General features: G+C 66.5%; 14 protein-coding genes and 3 tRNA genes. 6 read left to right on the top strand and 11 right to left on the bottom strand.

The features are described from left to right. The first annotated feature begins 9 nt into the window (after positions 1–9). Positions 10–840: a BPSS1780 family membrane protein gene (locus tag AB6807_RS00540; RefSeq protein WP_116908169.1), complete on the top strand. Its 831-nt coding sequence runs from the start codon at positions 10–12 to the stop codon at positions 838–840. Positions 841–873: 33 nt separating this feature from the next. On the opposite strand, the gene AB6807_RS00535 is transcribed toward AB6807_RS00540, so the two are convergent. From AB6807_RS00535 to AB6807_RS00525, 3 genes are all read right to left on the bottom strand, one after another. Continuing rightward, the gene (locus AB6807_RS00535; protein WP_371083125.1) at positions 874–2,406 is read right to left on the bottom strand and encodes a DUF3999 domain-containing protein; all 1,533 of its coding nucleotides are present in this window, start codon (positions 2,404–2,406) and stop codon (positions 874–876) included. Continuing rightward, positions 2,403–6,305 carry a DUF2339 domain-containing protein gene (locus AB6807_RS00530; RefSeq protein WP_371083124.1) on the bottom strand — a complete coding sequence of 1,301 codons (3,903 nt, stop codon included), beginning with the start codon at positions 6,303–6,305 and terminating at the stop codon, positions 2,403–2,405. Before AB6807_RS00530 ends, AB6807_RS00535 begins: the two co-directional genes overlap by 4 nt. Before the next feature lie 107 nt (positions 6,306–6,412). Continuing rightward, the gene (locus tag AB6807_RS00525; protein ID WP_371083123.1) at positions 6,413–8,839 is read right to left on the bottom strand and encodes a UvrD-helicase domain-containing protein; all 2,427 of its coding nucleotides are present in this window, start codon (positions 8,837–8,839) and stop codon (positions 6,413–6,415) included. 293 nt (positions 8,840–9,132) lie between these two features. On the opposite strand from AB6807_RS00525, the gene AB6807_RS00520 reads away from it, so the two are divergent. After that, a complete protein-coding gene (locus AB6807_RS00520) occupies positions 9,133–10,110 on the top strand; it encodes a GMP reductase (RefSeq protein ID WP_116908172.1) in 978 nt (325 codons plus the stop codon). Positions 10,111–10,144: 34 nt separating this feature from the next. Here the strand turns inward: AB6807_RS00520 and AB6807_RS00515 are convergent, their stop codons facing one another. Further along, a complete protein-coding gene (locus AB6807_RS00515; RefSeq protein ID WP_371083122.1) occupies positions 10,145–11,011 on the bottom strand; it encodes an alpha/beta hydrolase in 867 nt (288 codons plus the stop codon). An 89-nt stretch (positions 11,012–11,100) separates the two neighbouring features. On the opposite strand from AB6807_RS00515, the gene AB6807_RS00510 reads away from it, so the two are divergent. After that, positions 11,101–11,176, top strand: a tRNA-Ala gene (locus AB6807_RS00510). A gap of 51 nt (positions 11,177–11,227) precedes the next feature. On the opposite strand, the gene AB6807_RS00505 is transcribed toward AB6807_RS00510, so the two are convergent. Then, on the bottom strand, positions 11,228–11,935 hold the full coding sequence (locus AB6807_RS00505; protein WP_371083121.1) for an SDR family NAD(P)-dependent oxidoreductase: 708 nt from the start codon (positions 11,933–11,935) through the stop codon (positions 11,228–11,230). 138 nt (positions 11,936–12,073) lie between these two features. Between AB6807_RS00505 and AB6807_RS00500 the strand changes: the two genes are divergently transcribed. Further along, positions 12,074–12,149, top strand: a tRNA-Lys gene (locus AB6807_RS00500). A 55-nt stretch (positions 12,150–12,204) separates the two neighbouring features. Here the strand turns inward: AB6807_RS00500 and AB6807_RS00495 are convergent. Further along, positions 12,205–12,621, bottom strand: coding sequence for a hypothetical protein (locus tag AB6807_RS00495; RefSeq protein WP_371083120.1), 417 nt, complete (start codon positions 12,619–12,621; stop codon positions 12,205–12,207). A gap of 129 nt (positions 12,622–12,750) precedes the next feature. Here AB6807_RS00495 and AB6807_RS00490 point away from each other — a divergent pair, with 129 nt between their 5' ends. Next, a complete protein-coding gene (locus tag AB6807_RS00490) occupies positions 12,751–12,927 on the top strand; it encodes a hypothetical protein (protein WP_165840286.1) in 177 nt (58 codons plus the stop codon). A 91-nt stretch (positions 12,928–13,018) separates the two neighbouring features. On the opposite strand, the gene AB6807_RS00485 is transcribed toward AB6807_RS00490, so the two are convergent. The 3 genes from AB6807_RS00485 to AB6807_RS00475 form a co-directional block, all read right to left on the bottom strand. Next, positions 13,019–13,582, bottom strand: coding sequence for an HNH endonuclease (locus AB6807_RS00485; protein ID WP_371083119.1), 564 nt, complete (start codon positions 13,580–13,582; stop codon positions 13,019–13,021). A gap of 72 nt (positions 13,583–13,654) precedes the next feature. Then, positions 13,655–13,861, bottom strand: coding sequence for a short-chain dehydrogenase (locus tag AB6807_RS00480; protein WP_371083118.1), 207 nt, complete (start codon positions 13,859–13,861; stop codon positions 13,655–13,657). Positions 13,862–13,903: 42 nt separating this feature from the next. Further along, positions 13,904–13,977: transfer RNA gene (locus AB6807_RS00475), tRNA-Arg, on the bottom strand. A 616-nt stretch (positions 13,978–14,593) separates the two neighbouring features. Between AB6807_RS00475 and AB6807_RS00470 the strand changes: the two genes are divergently transcribed. Then, on the top strand, positions 14,594–15,007 hold the full coding sequence (locus AB6807_RS00470; RefSeq protein WP_371083117.1) for a hypothetical protein: 414 nt from the start codon (positions 14,594–14,596) through the stop codon (positions 15,005–15,007). Here the strand turns inward: AB6807_RS00470 and AB6807_RS00465 are convergent. Both AB6807_RS00465 and AB6807_RS00460 read right to left on the bottom strand, forming a co-directional pair. After that, entirely contained in the window at positions 14,998–16,116 is a 1,119-nt protein-coding gene (locus tag AB6807_RS00465; protein ID WP_371083116.1) for a fimbrial protein, read from the bottom strand. The two genes, AB6807_RS00470 and AB6807_RS00465, sit on opposite strands and share 10 nt — an antisense overlap. A 6-nt stretch (positions 16,117–16,122) precedes the next feature. Further along, on the bottom strand, positions 16,123–18,750 hold the full coding sequence (locus tag AB6807_RS00460) for a fimbria/pilus outer membrane usher protein (protein ID WP_371083115.1): 2,628 nt from the start codon (positions 18,748–18,750) through the stop codon (positions 16,123–16,125). Between the last annotated feature and the right edge of the window lie 5 nt (positions 18,751–18,755).

The raw sequence follows: 18,755 nt of genomic DNA, 5'->3' as shown, positions 1-18,755 counted from the left end.
CCGCAACACATGAAACTCAACCTCGTGCCGGCGCGAACCGGCGCCGCCTGGGTCCGCCTCGGACTCAAGACCTTCTGGCGTCAACCGCTGGCCTTCATCTCGCTGTTCTTCCTGCTGATGGCGGTCATCTCGACGATGTCGATCGTGCCCATCCTCGGCAGCCTGCTGGCGCCCGGCTTGGTGCCCTTCATGACGCTGGGGCTCATGGTCGCCACGTCGGTGGCGTACACGGACAACGCCGAAGGCGTCGGCCGCGCGGGCGACACGCAGCGACCCACCGGCTCGGCGATGTTCGTGGCCGTGTTCAGCGCCATGCGCACCGAATGGCGCTCGCTGGTGGTGCTGGGCGTAATTTCCGCCGTGTACTTCGTGCTGGCCGTGATGGTGACCACGCTGGTCGACGGCGGCCAGCTCGCCCGCGCCTACCTGCTGGACGACCCGCTCACGCCCGAGGTCATCGCCAGCAGCGACTTCCAGCTCGCCCGCATGCTGCTGATGTGCCTGAACCTGCCGCTGTCGCTGGCCATGTGGCACGCCCCGGCGCTGGTGCACTGGCACCGGGTGGAGCCGGTGAAGAGCATCTTCTTCAGCATCGTGGCGCTGTTTCGCAACTTCGGCGCCTATGCGCTGTTCGGCATCGCGTGGTTCGGCGTGTTCCTGATCGCCGGCATCGGCATGGGGCTGGTCGCCACGCTGTTGATCGGCGTGGGCGCACTGGGCTCGGGCGGCGCCGCGCTGGCGGTCGGCAACGTGCTGATCGTGGGCACGGCGCTGGTGCTGGCGGCCATGTCGCTGAGCTCGACCTGGTTCACCTTCCGCGACACCTTCGAGCCGAACTGATCCTGACCGGGGCCGCCAGGATCGGGCTTTGCCTCAGCCCGCCGGCGGTGCCCCGTCCTTGCGCAGGCTCGCGAACAGCGACCACGCCATTCCGGCCAGCAGCAGCAGGCCGACGCCCAAAGCCCCCCACAGCCACCACTTGCGCGACGCCACCTGCGCGGGGACCGGTGCCTGCACCGCGGCGGCAACCGCAGCAGCGGCCGCATTGACTGCAGCCACGGGCAACGCCACCGACGCACCGTCCGCCACCACCGGCTTGTCCGCGGCATAGCCCGGAATCAGCGTCGACAGCGCCAGCGGCGCCCCGGGCACGCTGCCTTCCACGGGACTTGCGGCATTCGCCTGCGGCGCGGCGCTCCACGCCAGCGAAAAAGGTGCCGCCCCCTGCGCCAGGAACACCAGCGCGCGCGGCACCGCCCCCACGGCAATGCTCGGCGGCGTCGCGCCCAGAACACTGATCGGCCCCGCGGTGCGCAGTCGCAACCGCGCGTACACCGCCCCGTCGAGCGCCAGCAGCGGCGAGCGCGCCTCGCCGCCGGCCTGCGCCAGCCGGTACACCACGGCATCGACCAGCGGCGCCTCGTCCGGCCCCGCGTTGCGCACCACCGGCCTGCGCTGCTGGTGGCGCAGGGCGTACAGCGGATTGCGCGGCACCGGCTGCTGCGCCACTGCAGGCGCCGCCACGGAGTCGGACAGGCCCGAGACGCCCACCTGCGCCAGCGTGTTGATGTCGGCCAGGTCGATGCGCAGGCTCTGCACCGGCAAGCCGCGCGGCAGCACATAGTCGCAATAGTCGGCAGCACAGCGTTCGGGCCGGAGCGCGGCGGACCATTCGAGCGGCGCCACGGGCTCTACCTCTTGCACGCTGTCGATGCCCACGGCGGTCAGCGTGGCGCCCTGCTTCGGGTCGCTCCAGCGCAGGCGCAGGAAGCGCGTGAGCAGGTTGTTCAGGTCGACCGCGAGGCGCTCGATGGTCTGGCCGCCGTGGGCCAGCCGCACCAATTGCTCTTCGCCGCCCACGGGCCGCCACTGGCGCAGGTCGTCGCTGGCTTCCAGGCGAAAGGCGAACAGGCCGCGCGCATCGGGCGCGATGTCGAAGCGGGCCTGCAACAGGCTGCCCTTGACCTGGCTCACGTCGATGAGCCACTGCACCGCATCGCCGGTCCTGGCCGCGGCATTTTTTGTTTCGAGCAACAGCGAGCCGTCGGCGCGCACCGAGAACGCGAGCGCGGCGTCGCCCGACGCGGCGCTGCTGCCGGGCAAGGCAAAGATCGGCACGTTGCGCGAGGCCGTGCGCGGCGCGGCGGCCTCGTTGCGCAGCCAGGCGTAGGGCACGGCATGCCCGGCGGCGTTGTGCACGCGCAGGTCTCGCAAGTCGGTGTACGCCGCGCGGCCGTAGAGGGCCAGCGGCAGCGTGAGCCGGTGGTAGGGGCCGGCGCCCTGCAGCGTGATCGGCGCGGTCAGCGCGGTCAGGGCGGTCGCCGCGGGTTGTGCGCTCGCGAGTCCGCTGGCCACGGCCACCAGCGCGACGCCTGCGCGAAGGGTCCACATCGCCTGCGTGTTCATGCCGCACCGCCTTCCGCTGGCGCCTTCGGCTCCGGCACTTCTGGCATCTCTTTGTCGTCTTTCTTTTCGTCCTCCTTCTTCGGCGGCACGGGCGCGAAGTAGCCCACCAGCAGCAGCAAGGCCCCCACCCCGATGAACGACACGATGCGGAACAGCCCGCCCCGGTCCGCCAGCTCGACGAAGAACAGCTTCAGCACCACCACGCCCAGCAGCGCCGCGCCGGCCACCCACAGCGTGCGCACCCGGCGCGAATGGCCGAGCACCATGGCGACGACGCCGCACACCGCCCAGGTGATCGACAGCGCCGCCTGCGTGAGCCACGAGGCGTACAGCGCGTCGAAGCGCCACTCGACGCCTGCGTAGTGATGGCAGGTGCGCAGCACCATGCCGGTCAGCAGCGCCAGCCCGGTGAAGCCGGCGGCGCCCTTGGCGACCATCGGTTCCACGCGCGCGAACGAGCCGGCCGGCAGCGCGCGCCACCACAGCACCAGCGCGAACAGCACCAGCCATTGCGCCAGCTCGAGCGGGTTCAGCAACGGCACATAAGGCAGCGGCGACGCATCGCCGGGGCTCACCGCGTTGGTCACCCACACCCAGGCGAGCACGTAGACCGCCACCGGCGTGGCCGCGAACTCCAGGTAGGCGCTGCGGAACTCGGTGAGCGGCCAGCGCCGCAGCAGCGCGCGCGAGCGCAAGGCCCACAGCACCAACGCCGGCACGATCGCCCAGCCCAGCAACTGCCAGCTCGACCACTCTGCACCCACGCGGCCCAGCTGCCATTGGCATTCGCGCGCGGCCAGCACCAGGAACAGCCAGAAACCGGCGACGTGGAACGGCGTCAGCGCCGCTGCGCCGAACCACCGCCTCTGCGCGTGCAGCAGCCGCAGGTTCCACGCCAGCGCCAGCGGCCACGCGAGCCAGCCCAGCGCGCTCGACGGCACATAGAACAGCGTGGCGCCACCCGCGATGCCATAGGCGGCGATCAGGCCGAAAGCCGGCAGCGTGGCTAGCGTCGCCTTGCCGAGCTGCGCCCAGTCGCGCCGGTGCGCCACGACGGCGGCCAGCACCGAGGTGACCAGCACCACGGCCATCGCGCCCGCGGGAATGTGGCTCGCCAGGCCATGGCGGTTCAGCACGCGAACGGTTTCGTCGAGCGTGCCGAACAGCCACCAGCCGAGCCCCCAGACCACCGGCGCCCACAGCACCGGCGGCACGGCGCACCAGGCGTTGGCCCAGCGCTTGCGCGCGCTGCCCGCCGCCCCGCTCGCACCGGAAAAAGCCGCACGGGCCTCGTCGCGCAGCCAGTCGCCCGCCAGCAGGGCGGCCAGGCCCAGCACCACCGGCGTCCAGAAGCCGAGGTGGGCGAAAGCCGGCCGCACCACGTTCGCACCGCCAGCGCCATCGGCGGCGGAAATGCCGAAGGCCACGGCGGCGATCACCTGCAGCACACCGGCCAGCGCCGCGAGCGGAAAGTGCGCCATGCGCAGCCCGACCCACAGCACCACGGTCGCCGTGAGCGGCCACAGCAGCGCGGCCTGCGCGAGGCTCAGCTGGAACAGCATCGCCAGGTGCAGCAGGCTCACGCCCGCGATCACGCCGACCACATTGCCCAGCGACCACACCGGCTGCACGCCGCGCGCCAGCGCCGCGCGGTGCGCCTGCAGCATCGACCAGGCGGCGCTGCCGAGCACGCTCAGCGCAATCACGCAGGCCACGGCCGCGCCCTGCCAGCCGCTTTGCAGCACCTGGCCGTCGACCATTTCGCCGGTGCCGTGCAGCGTGGCGACGAAGCCCGCCACCGACAGCGCCTGCATGCCGAAGCTCACATGCGTCAACGGCAGCAAGGCGAAGCGGATCGCCACGGCGAAGGTGAGCGACGCCAGCACCGCGGTGGCCGCGGCGGCCCAGGGCGGCACCAGCCACTGCCACGGCAGCAGCGTGAGCGCGGCCATGGCCAGCCAGGGCAAGGCGATGCCGGCCAGGGCCTCCACGCCCCTGCCCTCGTCAAGCTTGGCGCGGCGATGGATGGCCCACATCGCGAAGGCGCTCACAGCTACCAGCACGGGGCCGATGAAAGAGCCTTCGAGCAGCGGATGGCCCGGCGCCGCGTCGAGCCCCGTGGCTTCGAGGAGCTTGACCACCGCGCCGGCGAACACCACGAACGCGAAGGCCCGCGCATAGACGCGGCCCTGGCGCGCGCCCAGCCAGTACATGCCCGCCGCCTCGACGGCCCAGGCCGCGCCCGTCCACTGCCCTTCGAGGCCCAGCGGAATGGCCAGCGTGCCGAAGATCACGCCGACGATGGCATAGGCCTCCGCCAGCAGCGCCAGCCCCTTGGGCTGCGTGGCGAACACCAGCCGCCCGAGCACCAGGTAGAAGGCCGACAGCGCCATCGCCGAGAACGCGGTACCGTATTCCCACGGACGCATCAGCAGCACCTGCATGCCGAACGCGACCATCGGCGTGCCGAACACCAGCGAGCTGTCGACCCGGCCGGCGCGGCGCAGCGTGTCCAGCGCGCGGCTGGCCAGCGGCTGCGCGGGCTGCACCGGCGCGTCGAACAGGGTGCGGCGCGCGAACAGCAGGCCGATGACGGTGAACAGCAGGAAGAACACCACCAGAAATGGCTGCACCGTCGCGTACTGGTCGTCGGTGTAGTACTTGTGCGCCCAGCCCGCGGCCAGCGTGAAGGTGCCGACGAAGCCGATCAGGTTCAGCACGCGCCACGCCTTGAACCAGGCGATGAGCACGATGCCCACGTCCAGCACCAGCAGGTAGGTGAAGAGGCCCACCGGCTGGTTGGAACCGGTCGATGCGAGCACCGGTGCCGCGAAGCCTTCGAGCGCGGCCACGATGGCCAGCAGCGGCGCGTTCTGCAGCACGGCCAGCGCCGCGCTCAGCACGGCCACGCCGAACAGGAAGGCGAAGCCGATGCTCGCCGGCAGCAGGCCGCTGAGCTTCATGGCGGCCAGCGTCGTCAGGTAGAACACGCCGATGCCGGCGCCCTGAAGAATCAGCGCATAGCCCGCGCGCTTGTGGCGCAGCAGCCAGCCCAGCACCAGCAGGCCCGCGCCCACCAGCGCCACCGCCGCATAGCGCAGCTCGATCGGTACGGTGACGCGTTCGGCCGTGTAGCGCAGCAGAAAGGCCAGCCCGAGGAACAGGATGAGCACGCCGAGCTTCACCAGCGTGTTGCCGCCGAAGATCAGGTTGGCGATGGGTGCGGGCAGGCGGTCGCGCAGCGGGACTGGCGGCGGGGGTGGCGCAGGGGGGCGGCGAACCGGTGCGGGTGCGGCCGCGGGCGTGGACGTCGGGGTGGCTGCGGGTTTGGCAACCGGCGGTGTGGCTGCGACGGCGACGGGTTGAGGCTGCGGAGCCGTCGTCGGTTGAACGGCAGCCGGCTCCTGTGCCGCGGCCACCGTCGACTGCATGCGCGACAGGCGGGCCTGGGCAATTTCTTCGGCACGGCCTTCGAGGGTCGCGACGGGGAGCGAGGGGGCGTCGGTCAATGGCTTGCCGGCCACCGACGTGGCGAGCTCGCCGGGAATCAGTTCGGGGATCGCTGAAGGCTCGATTTCGGCGGCCTCGGCCTGCGCACCCTGCGCGCCCTGCGCCAGCCGGCGTTCGAGCGAGGCGACGCGCTGCTCGAGCTCCGACACGCGCTGCTGCAGCTTCAGCATGCCGCCTTGCGGGGCCGGCGTGGCGGCGATGGCCTGGGCGTTGGCGTCGAGCGAGCCGGTCGCGCGCTCAGCCTCGGTGCGATGCGGCTCGGACTTTTTCTTCTTGCCGAACAGCTTCGGCAACGCGAACGCGCCGACCACCGCAAGCACCAGCGCCACGGGCACCGACTCGAACAGCGCACCGATGAACAGGCCGGCAATGATGCCAATGAACCACATCCCTGACTCCCCTTGTTTGGCGAGTGCGGAGTGTACGGCGGTTCAGGTCAAAAGCGCCCTTTGCGCACGCCCTGCCTGAGTTGTTAGCTATAGCTTTAGTAGCAACTTCAGATCGGCGTGAGCTTGGCCACCGACAGCGCCAGCCACTTCACGCCATGCCGCGCGAACTTGACCTGCGCGCGTGCGTCGTCGCCCGAGCCTTCCAGCGCGGTGACCGTGCCTTCGCCGAACTTGTTGTGGAACACCTGCATGCCCGAGCGCAGGCCGTGCGAAGGCGCGGTCTTCTGCGGTGGCACCGGCGGACTGGCGAAGGTGTCCTTGTCGCGGCTAGTGCCACCGCCGTAGGCGTTGCCGCCGCCATAGCCCCCTGCCCCACCGCGCGTGCTGCCGTAGCCGCCGCCGTAGCCGAAGGCCGAGGGCGTAAAGCCCTGGTTCTTGGGCGTGAGCCACTTCAGCGCGCCTTCGGGCAGTTCTTCGAAAAAGCGGCTCTTCACGTTGTAGCGGGTCTGGCCGTGCAGCATGCGCGTCTGCGAATGGCTCAGGTACAGGCGCTTGCGGGCGCGCGTGATGGCCACGTACATCAGGCGGCGCTCTTCCTCGAGGCTCTCGAAGTCGCTCATCGAGTTCTCGTGCGGGAACAGGCCTTCTTCCATGCCGGTGATGAACACGCAGTCGAACTCCAGGCCCTTGGCGGCGTGCACCGTCATGAGCTGCACCGCGTCCTGGCCGGCCTGCGCCTGGTTGTCGCCCGACTCGAGCGCGGCGTGCGTCAGGAAGGCGGCCAGCGGGCTCAGCGTTTCGCCGGTTTCGGCATCGGGCGCGAGCGGCTCGTCGATCACCGGGCGGGTCAGGTCGATGCCCTGGCTCGCGGGCGACTGGCGCAACTCGTCGACCGGCAGCGCCACGGCGTCGCGCCCGAAACCCTCTTGCGTGACGAAGCTTTCGGCCGCGTTCACCAGTTCTTCCAGATTCTCGATGCGGTCGGCGCCTTCGCGGTCGGCCTTGTAGTGCTCCACGAGGCCGCTGTGGTCGAGCACCAGCTCGATGATCTCGCGCAGGCTCACGCCCTGCGTCTGCTCGCGCAGCACGTCGATCTTGGCGACGAAGCCCGTCAGGTTGGCGCCCGCCTTGCCGCCGACCGCGCTCACCGCGTCGTGCAGCGAGCGGTTGGCCGCGCGCGCGGCGTCCTGCAGGGTTTCGAGCGTGCGCGCGCCGATGCCGCGCGGCGGAAAGTTGACGACGCGCAGGAAGCTGGTGTCGTCGTCCTTGTTCTCCAGCAGGCGCAGGTAGGCCAGCGCGTGCTTGATTTCGGCGCGCTCGAAGAAGCGCAGGCCGCCGTACACGCGGTACGGCACCGAGGCGTTGAAAAGCGCAGTTTCAATCACCCGGCTCTGCGCATTGCTGCGGTAGAGCACGGCCATTTCCTTGCGGTCGAAGCCGTCGCGCGCGAGCTGGCGCATTTCCTCGACCATCCACTGCGCCTCGGCCAGGTCGGTCGGCGACTCGTACACGCGCACCGGTTCGCCGGGGCCCTGGTCGGTGCGCAGGTTCTTGCCCAGGCGCTTCTTGTTGTGGCTGATGAGCTCGTTGGCGGAGTCGAGGATGTTGCTGTAGCTGCGGTAGTTCTGCTCCAGCTTGATCTGGTGGCGCACGTCGAACTCGCGCACGAAGTCGGTCATGTTGCCCACGCGCGCACCGCGAAAGGCGTAGATGCTCTGGTCGTCGTCGCCCACGGCGATCACGCTGTTGTTGCCCGGCGTGAAATGGCCCGCGACGGTGTTGCCGGCGAGCATCTTGATCCACGCGTACTGCAGGCGGTTGGTGTCCTGGAACTCGTCGATCAGGATGTGGCGAAAGCGCCGCTGGTAGTGCTCGCGCACCGGGTCGTTGTCGCGCAGCAGCTCGTAGCTGCGCAGCATGAGCTCGCCGAAATCGACCACGCCTTCGCGCTGGCACTGCTCTTCGTACAGGCGGTAGAGCTCGACCTTCTTGCGGTCGTCCTCGTTGCGCGTTTCCACGGCGTCGGGGCGCAGGCCGTCTTCCTTGGCGCCGGCGATGAACCACTGGGTCTGCTTGGCGGGAAAGCGCTCGTCGTCGACGTTGAACTGCTTCATCAGGCGCTTGATGGCCGACAGCTGGTCTTGCGTGTCGAGGATCTGGAAGGTCGACGGCAGGTTGGCCAGCTTCCAGTGGGCGCGCAGCAGGCGGTTGCACAGGCCGTGGAAGGTGCCGATCCACATGCCGCGCACGTTGACGGGCAGGATGGCCGTCAGCCGCGTCATCATTTCCTTGGCGGCCTTGTTGGTGAAGGTCACGGCCAGCAGGCCGCCGGCGGAGACCTGCCCCGTCTGCAGCAGCCATGCGATGCGCGTGGTGAGCACGCGGGTCTTGCCGGAGCCCGCGCCCGCGAGGATGAGCGCGTTGCCTTCGGGCAGCGTGACCGCGGCGAGTTGCTCCGCGTTCAGGTTGTGCAGCAGCGGCATGTCCGAAGGATTCGGGAGGGGGGCGTCAGCCGCGGGATCGTTAAACAACATCCTGCGATTGTAGAAACCACTGCGTATGCGGGTTATATGAAGAATCGGAAGACCCGCCGTCGCGAGACCGCGTAGACTCAATCACCGGGCCCAAGTTTCTTGCGCCCGGTTTTTTGTGGGCGTCTTTTTTGCAAGGCGCACCGCGGAAACCGGCCGGACCAAGCGCTCATTCGTTTCTTTCAACGATCCCGGCCGCCGCCGGGCCGCCCCAAGGCGGCTCGAGCCTCCCCCTCGGGGGGTGGCGAAGCACACGCAGTGGCAAGCCGGGGGGCCATATTTACTGGAGCCTGGTCATGCAAATTTTCGACTACGACAACATCCTTTTGCTCCCGCGCAAGTGCCGCGTGGAGAGCCGCTCCGAGTGCGACACCAGCGTCACGCTGGGCGAGCGCAGCTTTCGCCTGCCGGTGGTGCCGGCCAACATGAAGACGGTGGTCGACGAGTCGATCTGCCTGTGGCTTGCGCAGAACGGCTACTTCTACGTGATGCACCGCTTCGACCTCGACAACGTGCAGTTCGTGAAGGACATGCAGGGCAAGGGGGTGTTCGCGTCGATCTCGCTGGGCGTGAAGAAGGCCGACTACGACACCGTCGACACGCTGGTGGCCGAAGGCCTGGTGCCCGAGTACGTGACCATCGACATCGCGCACGGCCATGCCGACAGCGTGAAGAACATGATCGGCTACCTCAAGCAGAAGCTGCCGAAGACCTTCGTGATTGCCGGCAACGTCGGCACGCCCGAAGCGGTGATCGACCTGGAGAACTGGGGCGCGGACGCGACCAAGGTCGGCATCGGCCCGGGCAAGGTCTGCATCACCAAGCTCAAGACCGGCTTCGGCACCGGCGGCTGGCAGCTGTCGGCGCTCAAGTGGTGCGCGCGCGTGGCGACCAAGCCGATCATTGCCGACGGCGGCATTCGCGACCACGGCGACATTGCCAAGAGCGTGCGCTTCGGCGCGTCGATGGTCATGATCGGCTCGCTGTTTGCGGGCCATGAAGAGTCGCCGGGCAAGACGGTGGAAGTCGACGGCGCGCTCTTCAAGGAGTACTACGGTTCGGCCAGCGACTTCAACAAGGGCGAGTACAAGCACGTCGAGGGCAAGCGCATCCTCGAACCCGTGAAGGGCAAGCTGGCGGACACGCTGGTCGAGATGGAGCAGGACGTGCAGAGCTCCATCAGCTATGCCGGTGGCCGCGCGCTGATGGACATCCGCAAGGTCAACTACGTGACCCTGGGCGGTGACAACGCGGGCGAACACCTGCTGATGTAAGCCCGCCCGGCGCGGGTTCGCCGGGCGCTCGTCGTCAGGCTTCGAGCAGTTGCACCGCGTGGCGGTGCAGCGCGTGCGCCGGATCGGCGAGTGCTTCGACCACACCGAAGTGGTCAAGCCCCGGCAGTACCTCGCACACCGGCACGGTATTGCGGCCCCAGGCGTCGCGGATCAGGGCGTTGTGGCGAATGAACTCCTCGCTCTCCTCGCCACCGGCGGCTGCATAGAGCTGGCCGCGTTGGGGCGCCGGCCACAGCGCCGGGCTCGCGCGCAGGGCATCGGCGTCGCTCAGGTTCAGCGTGCGCTCCAGGAAAGGCGTGCGTTGCAGCGGGCGCAGGTCGTAGAGGCCCGAGATGGACAGCGCGCTGCGCACGAGCTGCGCGGGCAGGTCGGACGCGACCGCTTTCCAGTCGCAGGCCAGCAACGCCGCCGCCATGTGGCCGCCGGCTGAATGGCCCGCCACGGTGATGCGTGATGGATCGCCGCCGTACTCGGCGATGTGGCGCCAGGTCCACGCGAGCGCGCGCACCATCTGCAACATGATGCCGGCCACCGTCACCGGCGCGTCGGGCGTGCCCGGACACAGCGCGTAGTTGGGCTGCACCACGCAGATGCCGCGGTCGTTGAAGGTGGGTGCGATGAAGGAATGGTCTTTCTTGTCCATCGCGCGCCAGTAGCCGCCGTGGATGAAGACCAGCACCGGCGCGTCGGGCACCGGCGCCAGGAACACGTCGAGGGTTTCGTTGATGCCGTCGCCGTAAGGAAGGTCGATGCGGGCGTCCAGGACGTCGCGCGCGGCGGCCGACTCGCTCGCCCAGCGCGCGAAGTAAGCGGGGTGGTCTTTTACCCGGGCGAGGTTGTTGTACATGCCTTCCAGCCAGGCAGGATCGAACGAAGCCATGCGATTTTTCTCCGTGTTTCGCGAGCCGCGCATCTTGGCACGCCGGCATGCGCCAAAACAGGAGTTCTGAGTAGAATCCGCCCTGCGTTGGGGGGGTAGCTCAGCTGGGAGAGCGCCGCGTTCGCAATGCGGAGGTCGTGAGTTCGATCCTCATCCTCTCCACCAACCGATACGAAAAAGGCCTTGGCATCTGCCAGGGCCTTTTTTTCTGGAGGCTCAGCTGTCCAGCGCGAGGTGCTGGCCGTGCAGCGCGGCGGCTGCCGGAGAAGCAAGAAAGCCGATGGTCTGCGCCGCGACCGAGGTCGAGACCCACTCGGCCGGATTGGCATCGGGCATCGCCTGCCTGTTGGCAGGCGTGTCGAGCACGCTGGGCGCCACGCTGTTCACGTTCACGCCATGCGGCGCCGCTTCTGCCGCCATGGCTTCGACCAGCCGCTGCAGCGCGCTCTTCGACGCGATGTACGCCGCCATTGCCGGCACGCCACGCGCAGCCACCTTCGCCGTGACGGCGATGACGCTGCCCGCGCCACGCTCGATCATCGCGGGCAGCACCGCTTGCGTTACCGCCACGAACGACCACGCGTTCAGGTTCATCATGCGGTCCCAGCTCTCGCGCGTGAGCGCATGCGTGGCCTCACCCATCTCGAAGCCACCCGCGATGTGGACGAGCGCATCGATGCGGCCGAAGGACTTGAGCGCCTGCTGCGCGAGGCCTGCCATCTTCGATGCCGATGTCACGTCGCCGGCCATCAACAGGTGCTGCGAGTTGTCGAGACCGGGAAAGACTTCGGCGAGCCGGCCTGCATGATGATCGACCAACGCAAGGCGCGCGCCTTGGTCGAGAAAGTGCTGGGCCACGGCGCGGCCCAATGCGCCTGCGGCGCCGGTGATCAAGACATGGGGCGTGGTGCTTGCGTCGCTCATCGAAATTCTCCTGGTTGAAGGGCGGTGCCCTGCGTTGATGACGAATCCTAACGGTCCGACTACAAATTTTTTGGACAAGCTCAAAAACTGGGATATACTCGTGGTCTTGCCAGATAGCACTAAACGCTTTCTAAGCAAGGGCTCTTAGCTCAGTTGGTAGAGCAGCGGACTCTTAATCCGTAGGTCGAGTGTTCGAGTCACTCAGGGCCCACCAACCAACATTGCGGAAACGCTGAAAAGCCCGCTACCTCACCGGTAGCGGGCTTTTTTCATTGTGCTTCGACCGACCGCGCGATCCAGTCGTCGACACACCGCGTCAGCAGATCACGACGCTCTTTCACTTCCGCCATCAGATATTGCCGTGCGTGCGCCTGCGCCAACGCGTTGGACATGAACCACTGCGCCCGCTCCACGCTTCCCTGTGCAGGCGGCGTGCCCCATGCGGCAGCGCTCGCCCCGAGAAACGCTTCGGTCACCGGCAAGCGCCCATCGGTCTTGCCCAAGGTCGACAACGCATCACGCGGACCATCGAGCGCAATGCGCACTCTCACGACCTCTTCATCCGCGTCGATGAGCGCACCAAGGCCGCCCGACTCATGCACTTGCCAAAGCTGCGCGGCGGACGCGTTGCGAACCCAGCTGTCGAGGGCGCGAATCAAACTCTCGAAGATGTCTTGCTTGTTCATATGGAGATCTTTCACAGTTCTGGTGCGGACTTTGGCTCAACCGCGCCCGGCGCTGAGCGCTGATGTTCAAAGACCACGGAGTCAACGGGCCTGGCGATATGCATACACGCGTGAGCTATATTTCCTCCCATGCAAAAGGCGTCCGACATAGGCAAACCCACGGTACCCATCGACCTGATCGGGCCCGACCATTGGCCCCGCTCGAAGCGAGGCGGCGGCCGTGCAACCAGGGTGCTCCTTGTCGTCGTCGGCGGCATTGCTGCCGCAGGCGTCATCGCCTACCGCTTCTTCGGCGTGGGACGCTGACAACCTGGCATCTCTCACCGACGAGAAAGCCCGCCGTCCGAAAGACAGCGGGCTTTTTTCATGGGCGCAGGCCGACGTCAAAGCCACGCCTTCATTGAAGCCGCGAGCCCTTGGGCAGGCGCCTCGACAGCCACTCGTGCACGTCCGCACGGATGTTGCGGCCTTCGAGCAAAAAGTTCTCGAAGCGACTCGGCACGTACGGCAGGTAGACCAGCGGCATGTCCGCCTCTTCCGGCGTGCGCGCGGCCTTGCGGTTGTTGCAGACAGCGCACGCGCTCACGAGGTTGGTCCAGGCCCAGGGTCCGCCACGTGACTCGGGCACTACGTGTTCACATTGCAGATCGCGGTCATGGAACACCTCCGCGCAGTACGCGCAGGTGTAGCGATCGCGCCGCAGCAACTTGGCCTTGGTGACGCTCGGAACCACGTCGAAGAGGTTGATCTTCGATGCACCGCTCAACGCGATGATGGGCGCCACGTCGATGCGCGACTGCACACCGCGCGCCACGTTGAAGCCGCCGCGCAGCGTGGCCAGCGGCAGGTCGCCGTCTTCCCACGCCACGGAACCGGTGGCGTAGTGCAACACCGCCTGCTCCAGCGAGATCCAGGCCTGCGGCGTGCCCTGAATGTCGAGTTGCAGGACGTGTGGTTGCATGTCTCGCCTCCTTTCGTGGCGATGGTCTTGGAAATGAAAAGTGAATAGAGCGGAGTTAACGAACGAATCGAGCTACCACTCGCCCGACGCACGCACGCGTTGGTCGAGGTCTACACCGTCGAATGGCGGTTCGCCGCCAGGGAAATTCGGCGCGGCTTCCGCTGCGCGTCGCGCATCGGCAACGATGCCGAAGCGTTGGGCCAGCGCGACCACCAGGCGCCTGCGTGGCGGTGCCGGGCGCACGGTGATCATCCGGATCGGGTTGTTGCGCTTGCGCATGGTGACTCTCCTTTGTGTGTGACAGCAAACAGTAAAACGTCGCCCCACGTGCACGACTCGGACGTGCAACCCCTTGCTTCGTAGGCAAGTGCTCTGATCCATTGAGCTAACGCGGGTCTAAAAAAGCAGTGCCCTCTTCCATTTCGGTTGTGTCCTCACGCGACGGGCAGCGCGCTGGGCGCTGCCCCGTACGACGTCGCTGCACAGGAGTGATCAGTTCCTGCACATCCCGCCAGACCGTCTACGCGGTGGGCCCTGGCGGTGTGGTGAAGGCACACCCGAAATGGCAAACAAGGCACAAGTGCAAAGCAAAAAACAAAAAGGCCCGGAACCTTTCGGTGTCCGGGCCTCTGCATGAGAGAGCTTGGAAGGTTTGCGCCTATGCGCAACCTCCACCCGGTAGCACCTGATCCTCGAGTTTTCCAATGCGCAGGCTGGCTGCGGGGTTCGCGAAATACACGTGGCTCTGGTGCTTGTTCGTTCGGACCGACGGCATGCTGTCGAAACCACCACATGCCAGGACGCGCACGAGCGATCGGCCCGAGGCGGGTCGAATGCTGGTGAGGTTCAATGCGGTGTTCACGATGGTTCCTGAATAAAGAATTGCCGATGTCGGCTGTAAGGGCTGGAAAGGTTTGCGGCTGGACCGCGATTGAAGATGACTGTAAATAGTGTTTACGCGACCGTCAACAACCGGGACAATCTTTGTCGTCTTGTTGTTGTTTTTGAACAGTGCCCAATACCACCGTCGCGCGTCGTCGCAATGCCCTCGCGCTGCATCGTCGCTTTCTCGAAGAGGCCGTTGCCACCGGCCTTCCTGCCAAAGGGCTCGACCAAGCATTTGCCAGGAAGATCGAAATATCCCCGAGCATGTGGAGCCAGATCAAGAATTCCCGCCCCATCGGCGACAACCTGGCCAGGCAGATCGAAAAGCACTGCAGCGTGGGGCCAGGCTGGCTCGATGAACAGGAGCGCGCCTCCGAAGTCCGCGACGCAGCGGAAGAGCGCTTCATCGCGGCAGCGCGCGAAGCTTGGCGCACGGCCAATGCAAAGGGCAAGAAAGAACTTGGCGGCTGGCTGAAGAAGCGCGCCATGGACGCGGCGGACGCCGAAGCCGCGCCCTCACCCCATACAGTTCAGTTGTAGATGATGGTGAAAGTGGCGGACGCGTTGGCCGGCCCCGGCGTCACCTTCGCCGCGGTCTGGATGTACCTGGCACTGAAAGGAATGTCGTAGCTGGCAGAGGTGGGCAGCAAACCAAGACCAGTGGCGCGCTCACTCGACAGCTGCACGGGTTCACCTGCCCTGCTGCCGATCTGTATGCCCACTCCCGTCGCGGCGGCGAGCTTTCCTGCCCCGGCAGGGTCGATGCTCAGAATGCCGTTGGTCAAGTCCACCGCCGGTCTTACCGGATCGATACGCACCGCCACCGAATTGCTGACCTTCGTGCCAGCTCTGGTCGTGGCTGATGGGTTGTCGCCGCTGTCCGCTATCCAGGAAGGCCCGGCATTGACGAACGAACCCCAGAACGCAGGGCAGTTCCTCAGGGACACGACAAAATTCTTCCAGGGTGTCGAGGTGTTCACGCCTTTGAAGTCGCTCACCCTCTGCGATCCCATGGCAACCGTCTGGTCCGGGGTGGTGCACGTCTGGGCAACGATATTGATCGTTCCGCTGACACTCATCCAGAAACCGCGCACCGACGTGTTGCCGATGTTCATGGAGTTTTCGACGGTCGGCAGATTCGAGCCCTGAATGGTGCCTGGGGAAACGTCACCGATCTTGATCAACAACAGTTCGAAGTTGGAGACGTTGTCGAAGTAAACCGTGCAGTTCGGAGTGGTTGTGCAGAACGGAAACGGGCCCGTCGTGACAGGTGCCACGCCTTGGTTGTTTTGGTAGACCACACCGATGCCGGCGACATCGGTCAGATAGACCTTGCCCGCATAGGGCCCCGTTGACCAGCTGCTCAAGGGCCTGGGAGCGCTCGTATAGAAATAGTTGATCTTGACTGTGAAGGGACCTGATTCACAAAGAACATTGATGGGCTTGGCAGACCTGTATTGCTGCCGGTACACCACCGTTCCCACGGGCACATCGCGGCCCACTGTGATGTTGGCGACCTGCAGCGGCATGTAGCCGCTCGATGGTCGGCTGCCATCGTTGAAGATGCAACTTGTCGCCATGGCCGCGCCGGCCATGCCCCAGATTCCGCACAGCAGCAGCACGGTTCGTATCGCGGTCCAGATCTTCATGGTTCTCTACTTCTTGTCAGGAGTGACGGCCGTGGCGTTCGCAAAGCGCTGACTGGCGGAGCACGTGCTGTCCAGTTTCAGAAGGCCGCTCTGGCCGTTCCGGGCGTTTTGGTCGTTGTGGTTGTTTTGGGCGCTGTGTTCGGCTTGTTGAGCCAGCGCCGGAAGCGCCAAGGTACAGCGTTGTCGCGCCTGGTTGCCCCAGCTGACAACCAACTGGCGTGTGTCTTCCTTGACCCGCACATACAACTGCCCGCCCTGTCCCGCCACGCCGACCGTATTGCCGTCTTCGCCCACCACATTCGCACCGAACGGCAGCGGGCTGCCGTCGTCAAGGCGCACGTTGAGCAACAGCGCGCGCCCGCTGCGGGTGCCGTACTTGAGGTACACCACAGCGCCGGCACGCGGCGCCACTTGCTGGCTGGTTTCCCCGAGCTCCACATTCATGGACGTGCCAACGGGGTCGATGGCCACTTCGTTCAGCTCGTAAGGCCGCAGGTAAGGCACGACCGCGTGACCGCTGGCGTCGAGCCTCAGCCCGGGGTAGCCGACGACCTTCGCGCCTTGCGCGCCCTGCGCCTTGATAACGGCGATGGTCTCGCCGCGGTAAGGCGTCAGGGTCACCCCGCCCGGATGAGCGACCACCGTGCCGCTCATGCCGAACGATGCGCTGCGATAGCCATCACCGCGCCCCAGCGAGCCGATCAGCATCGCACTGGGGCCCGTGTACTGCCCGTTGAGCGCCGTCGACAGTTTGCCCGCGCCGTCGCGCCCGAAAGTCGCGCCGTAGCCGTACTGGCGGTCTTCACCGGCGGTTCCGCTGAGCGTTGCTTGCTGGTTGGTTTTTCCGTAAGGGTCGCGGCCGGCCTGCGCAGTAAGTTGCGGCCCTTCACCAAGCGCACCCAGCGGAATGCTCATGGTGAGCAGCACGCGATTCATCATGTCTCCATGTCCGCTGCGACTGCGGTTGGCGCTGATGCCGAAGCTCAGGCGGCCGACCTGCTTGCTGTAGCTGGCCTGGTACTGCACGTCGGTGCCCGACCTGTTCCAGTAGTCCTGCGTGTAGCCGCTGATCGCAATCTGGCCCCACGTGCCGAGGCTCTGGTCGACGGAAAGCGAGAGGCGGCTGCGCGGACGCGAGAGTTGGTTCACGTCGTAGCCCCGCTTGGCTGCATCCAACTGCTGCATGGCATTGCTGAAATCCAGGAAGCCCTTGGTCGAGTACCGGCAGGCCGCGAGCGCGAAATTGCTGCCCGTACTAAGAATGTTCTTACTGTAAGAAACGCGCATGCTCTGGCCCTTGGACGGCCCCGCCAACAGCTCAGTCTGGGCATGCGTCAGGTCGAGCGCCACTGCGCCGATGGGCGTGCCGAATGCAAGTCCGGCAAGAAACGATCTGTAGGCGTCGCTCGCCTGGACACCGCCGTACGCGGTGAAGTTGTTGTTCAGCCCGTATTGAAAGGTGCCCTGCAGCAGGCTCGACTGCTTGTCGACAAAGTTGTTGCGGGTCTGTCCGCCGGTGAGACTGAAGCGCATGGTGCCCGGGCGCAGCAACTGGCTGACCGAGGCGTACGGAACCACGAAGATCTGCTGAGAGCCGTCCGCTTCCGAGACGGTCACGTTGAGGTCGCCACCGTAGCCGGTCGGGTACAGGTCGTTGATGACGAAGGCGCCCGGCGCCACCGTGGTCTCGAGCAGCACATTGCCCGACTGCCGGATGGTCACGCGCGCGTTGGTCCGGGCGATGCCCCGAATGACCGGCGCATAGCCACGCATCGAGTCGGGCAGCATGCGGTCGTCGCTGGCCAACTGCGCGCCGTTGTAGGCCAAGGTGTCGAAGATTTCGCCGCTCGTATTGGCCTGGCCCAAGGTGAGCTGGCTCTTCAGCGAAGTGACGTCACGCTGCACATAGGTGTTGAGCGCGTGATATTGGCTGCCGGCGCGGGGCTGCCAGCTCATCGCGCCGCTGTGGCGAAGGCGCCAGCCTCCTAGGTTGAAGCCCCCGTCCAAGCCAAGGTACGCAGAAGAGAAATTGCCGCTGCGGGTGGTGTTGTGGCTCGTGTTCAGGTTGTAGCTGAGCATTCCTGCCGTCACGCCACGGTTCCAGAGCTCGGGGCCGACATGGCCGCGGGCGTTGCGCCGCATTGCTGCTTGCGGAATGCTGATTTCAAGGAGTTGGCTCTCCGGCGTGAAGGTCGCGGAGGCGCTTTCGATCAAGGTTCCCAACGATGCGCAGCGGCCTGCCTGCTCGCCCTTCGGCAGGGTCGACACGCGGCCGACATCGACGCCCAACAACTCGAGCAATTCCCGGGTGACACACACCACAGGGTTGCTGCCGTCGCTGTTCGCATCGATGCGAACGTCTTGCCGCGTGGTCAACTGGCCGTTCAGCATCACGTCGGCGCGGTATCTGCCGGGCAACACCGGGTTGCCGCTCTGGTAAGCGCTCAGGTCGAGATGCCGGGAGTCCTCCGGCAAGAAAGCGCTGTTGAACTGCACGTTCTCGGCGTTCGCCGCCGATGCGGTCAGCGCAACCGAACAGAAGGCCAGGCCGCGCATTGCTCGGAACGCCACCGGCTCGCTGACGAGGACGCGGCGCTGCAAAGGCGCGCGCCCGCAAAATGACGAATTGCTCATGGGTC

It is taken from the genome of Variovorax sp. RCC_210 (genome assembly GCF_041355175.1).
In the GTDB taxonomy this organism is placed as follows: Bacteria; Pseudomonadota; Gammaproteobacteria; order Burkholderiales; family Burkholderiaceae_C; genus Variovorax.
This window is presented reverse-complemented; position numbering and strand designations above follow the sequence as displayed.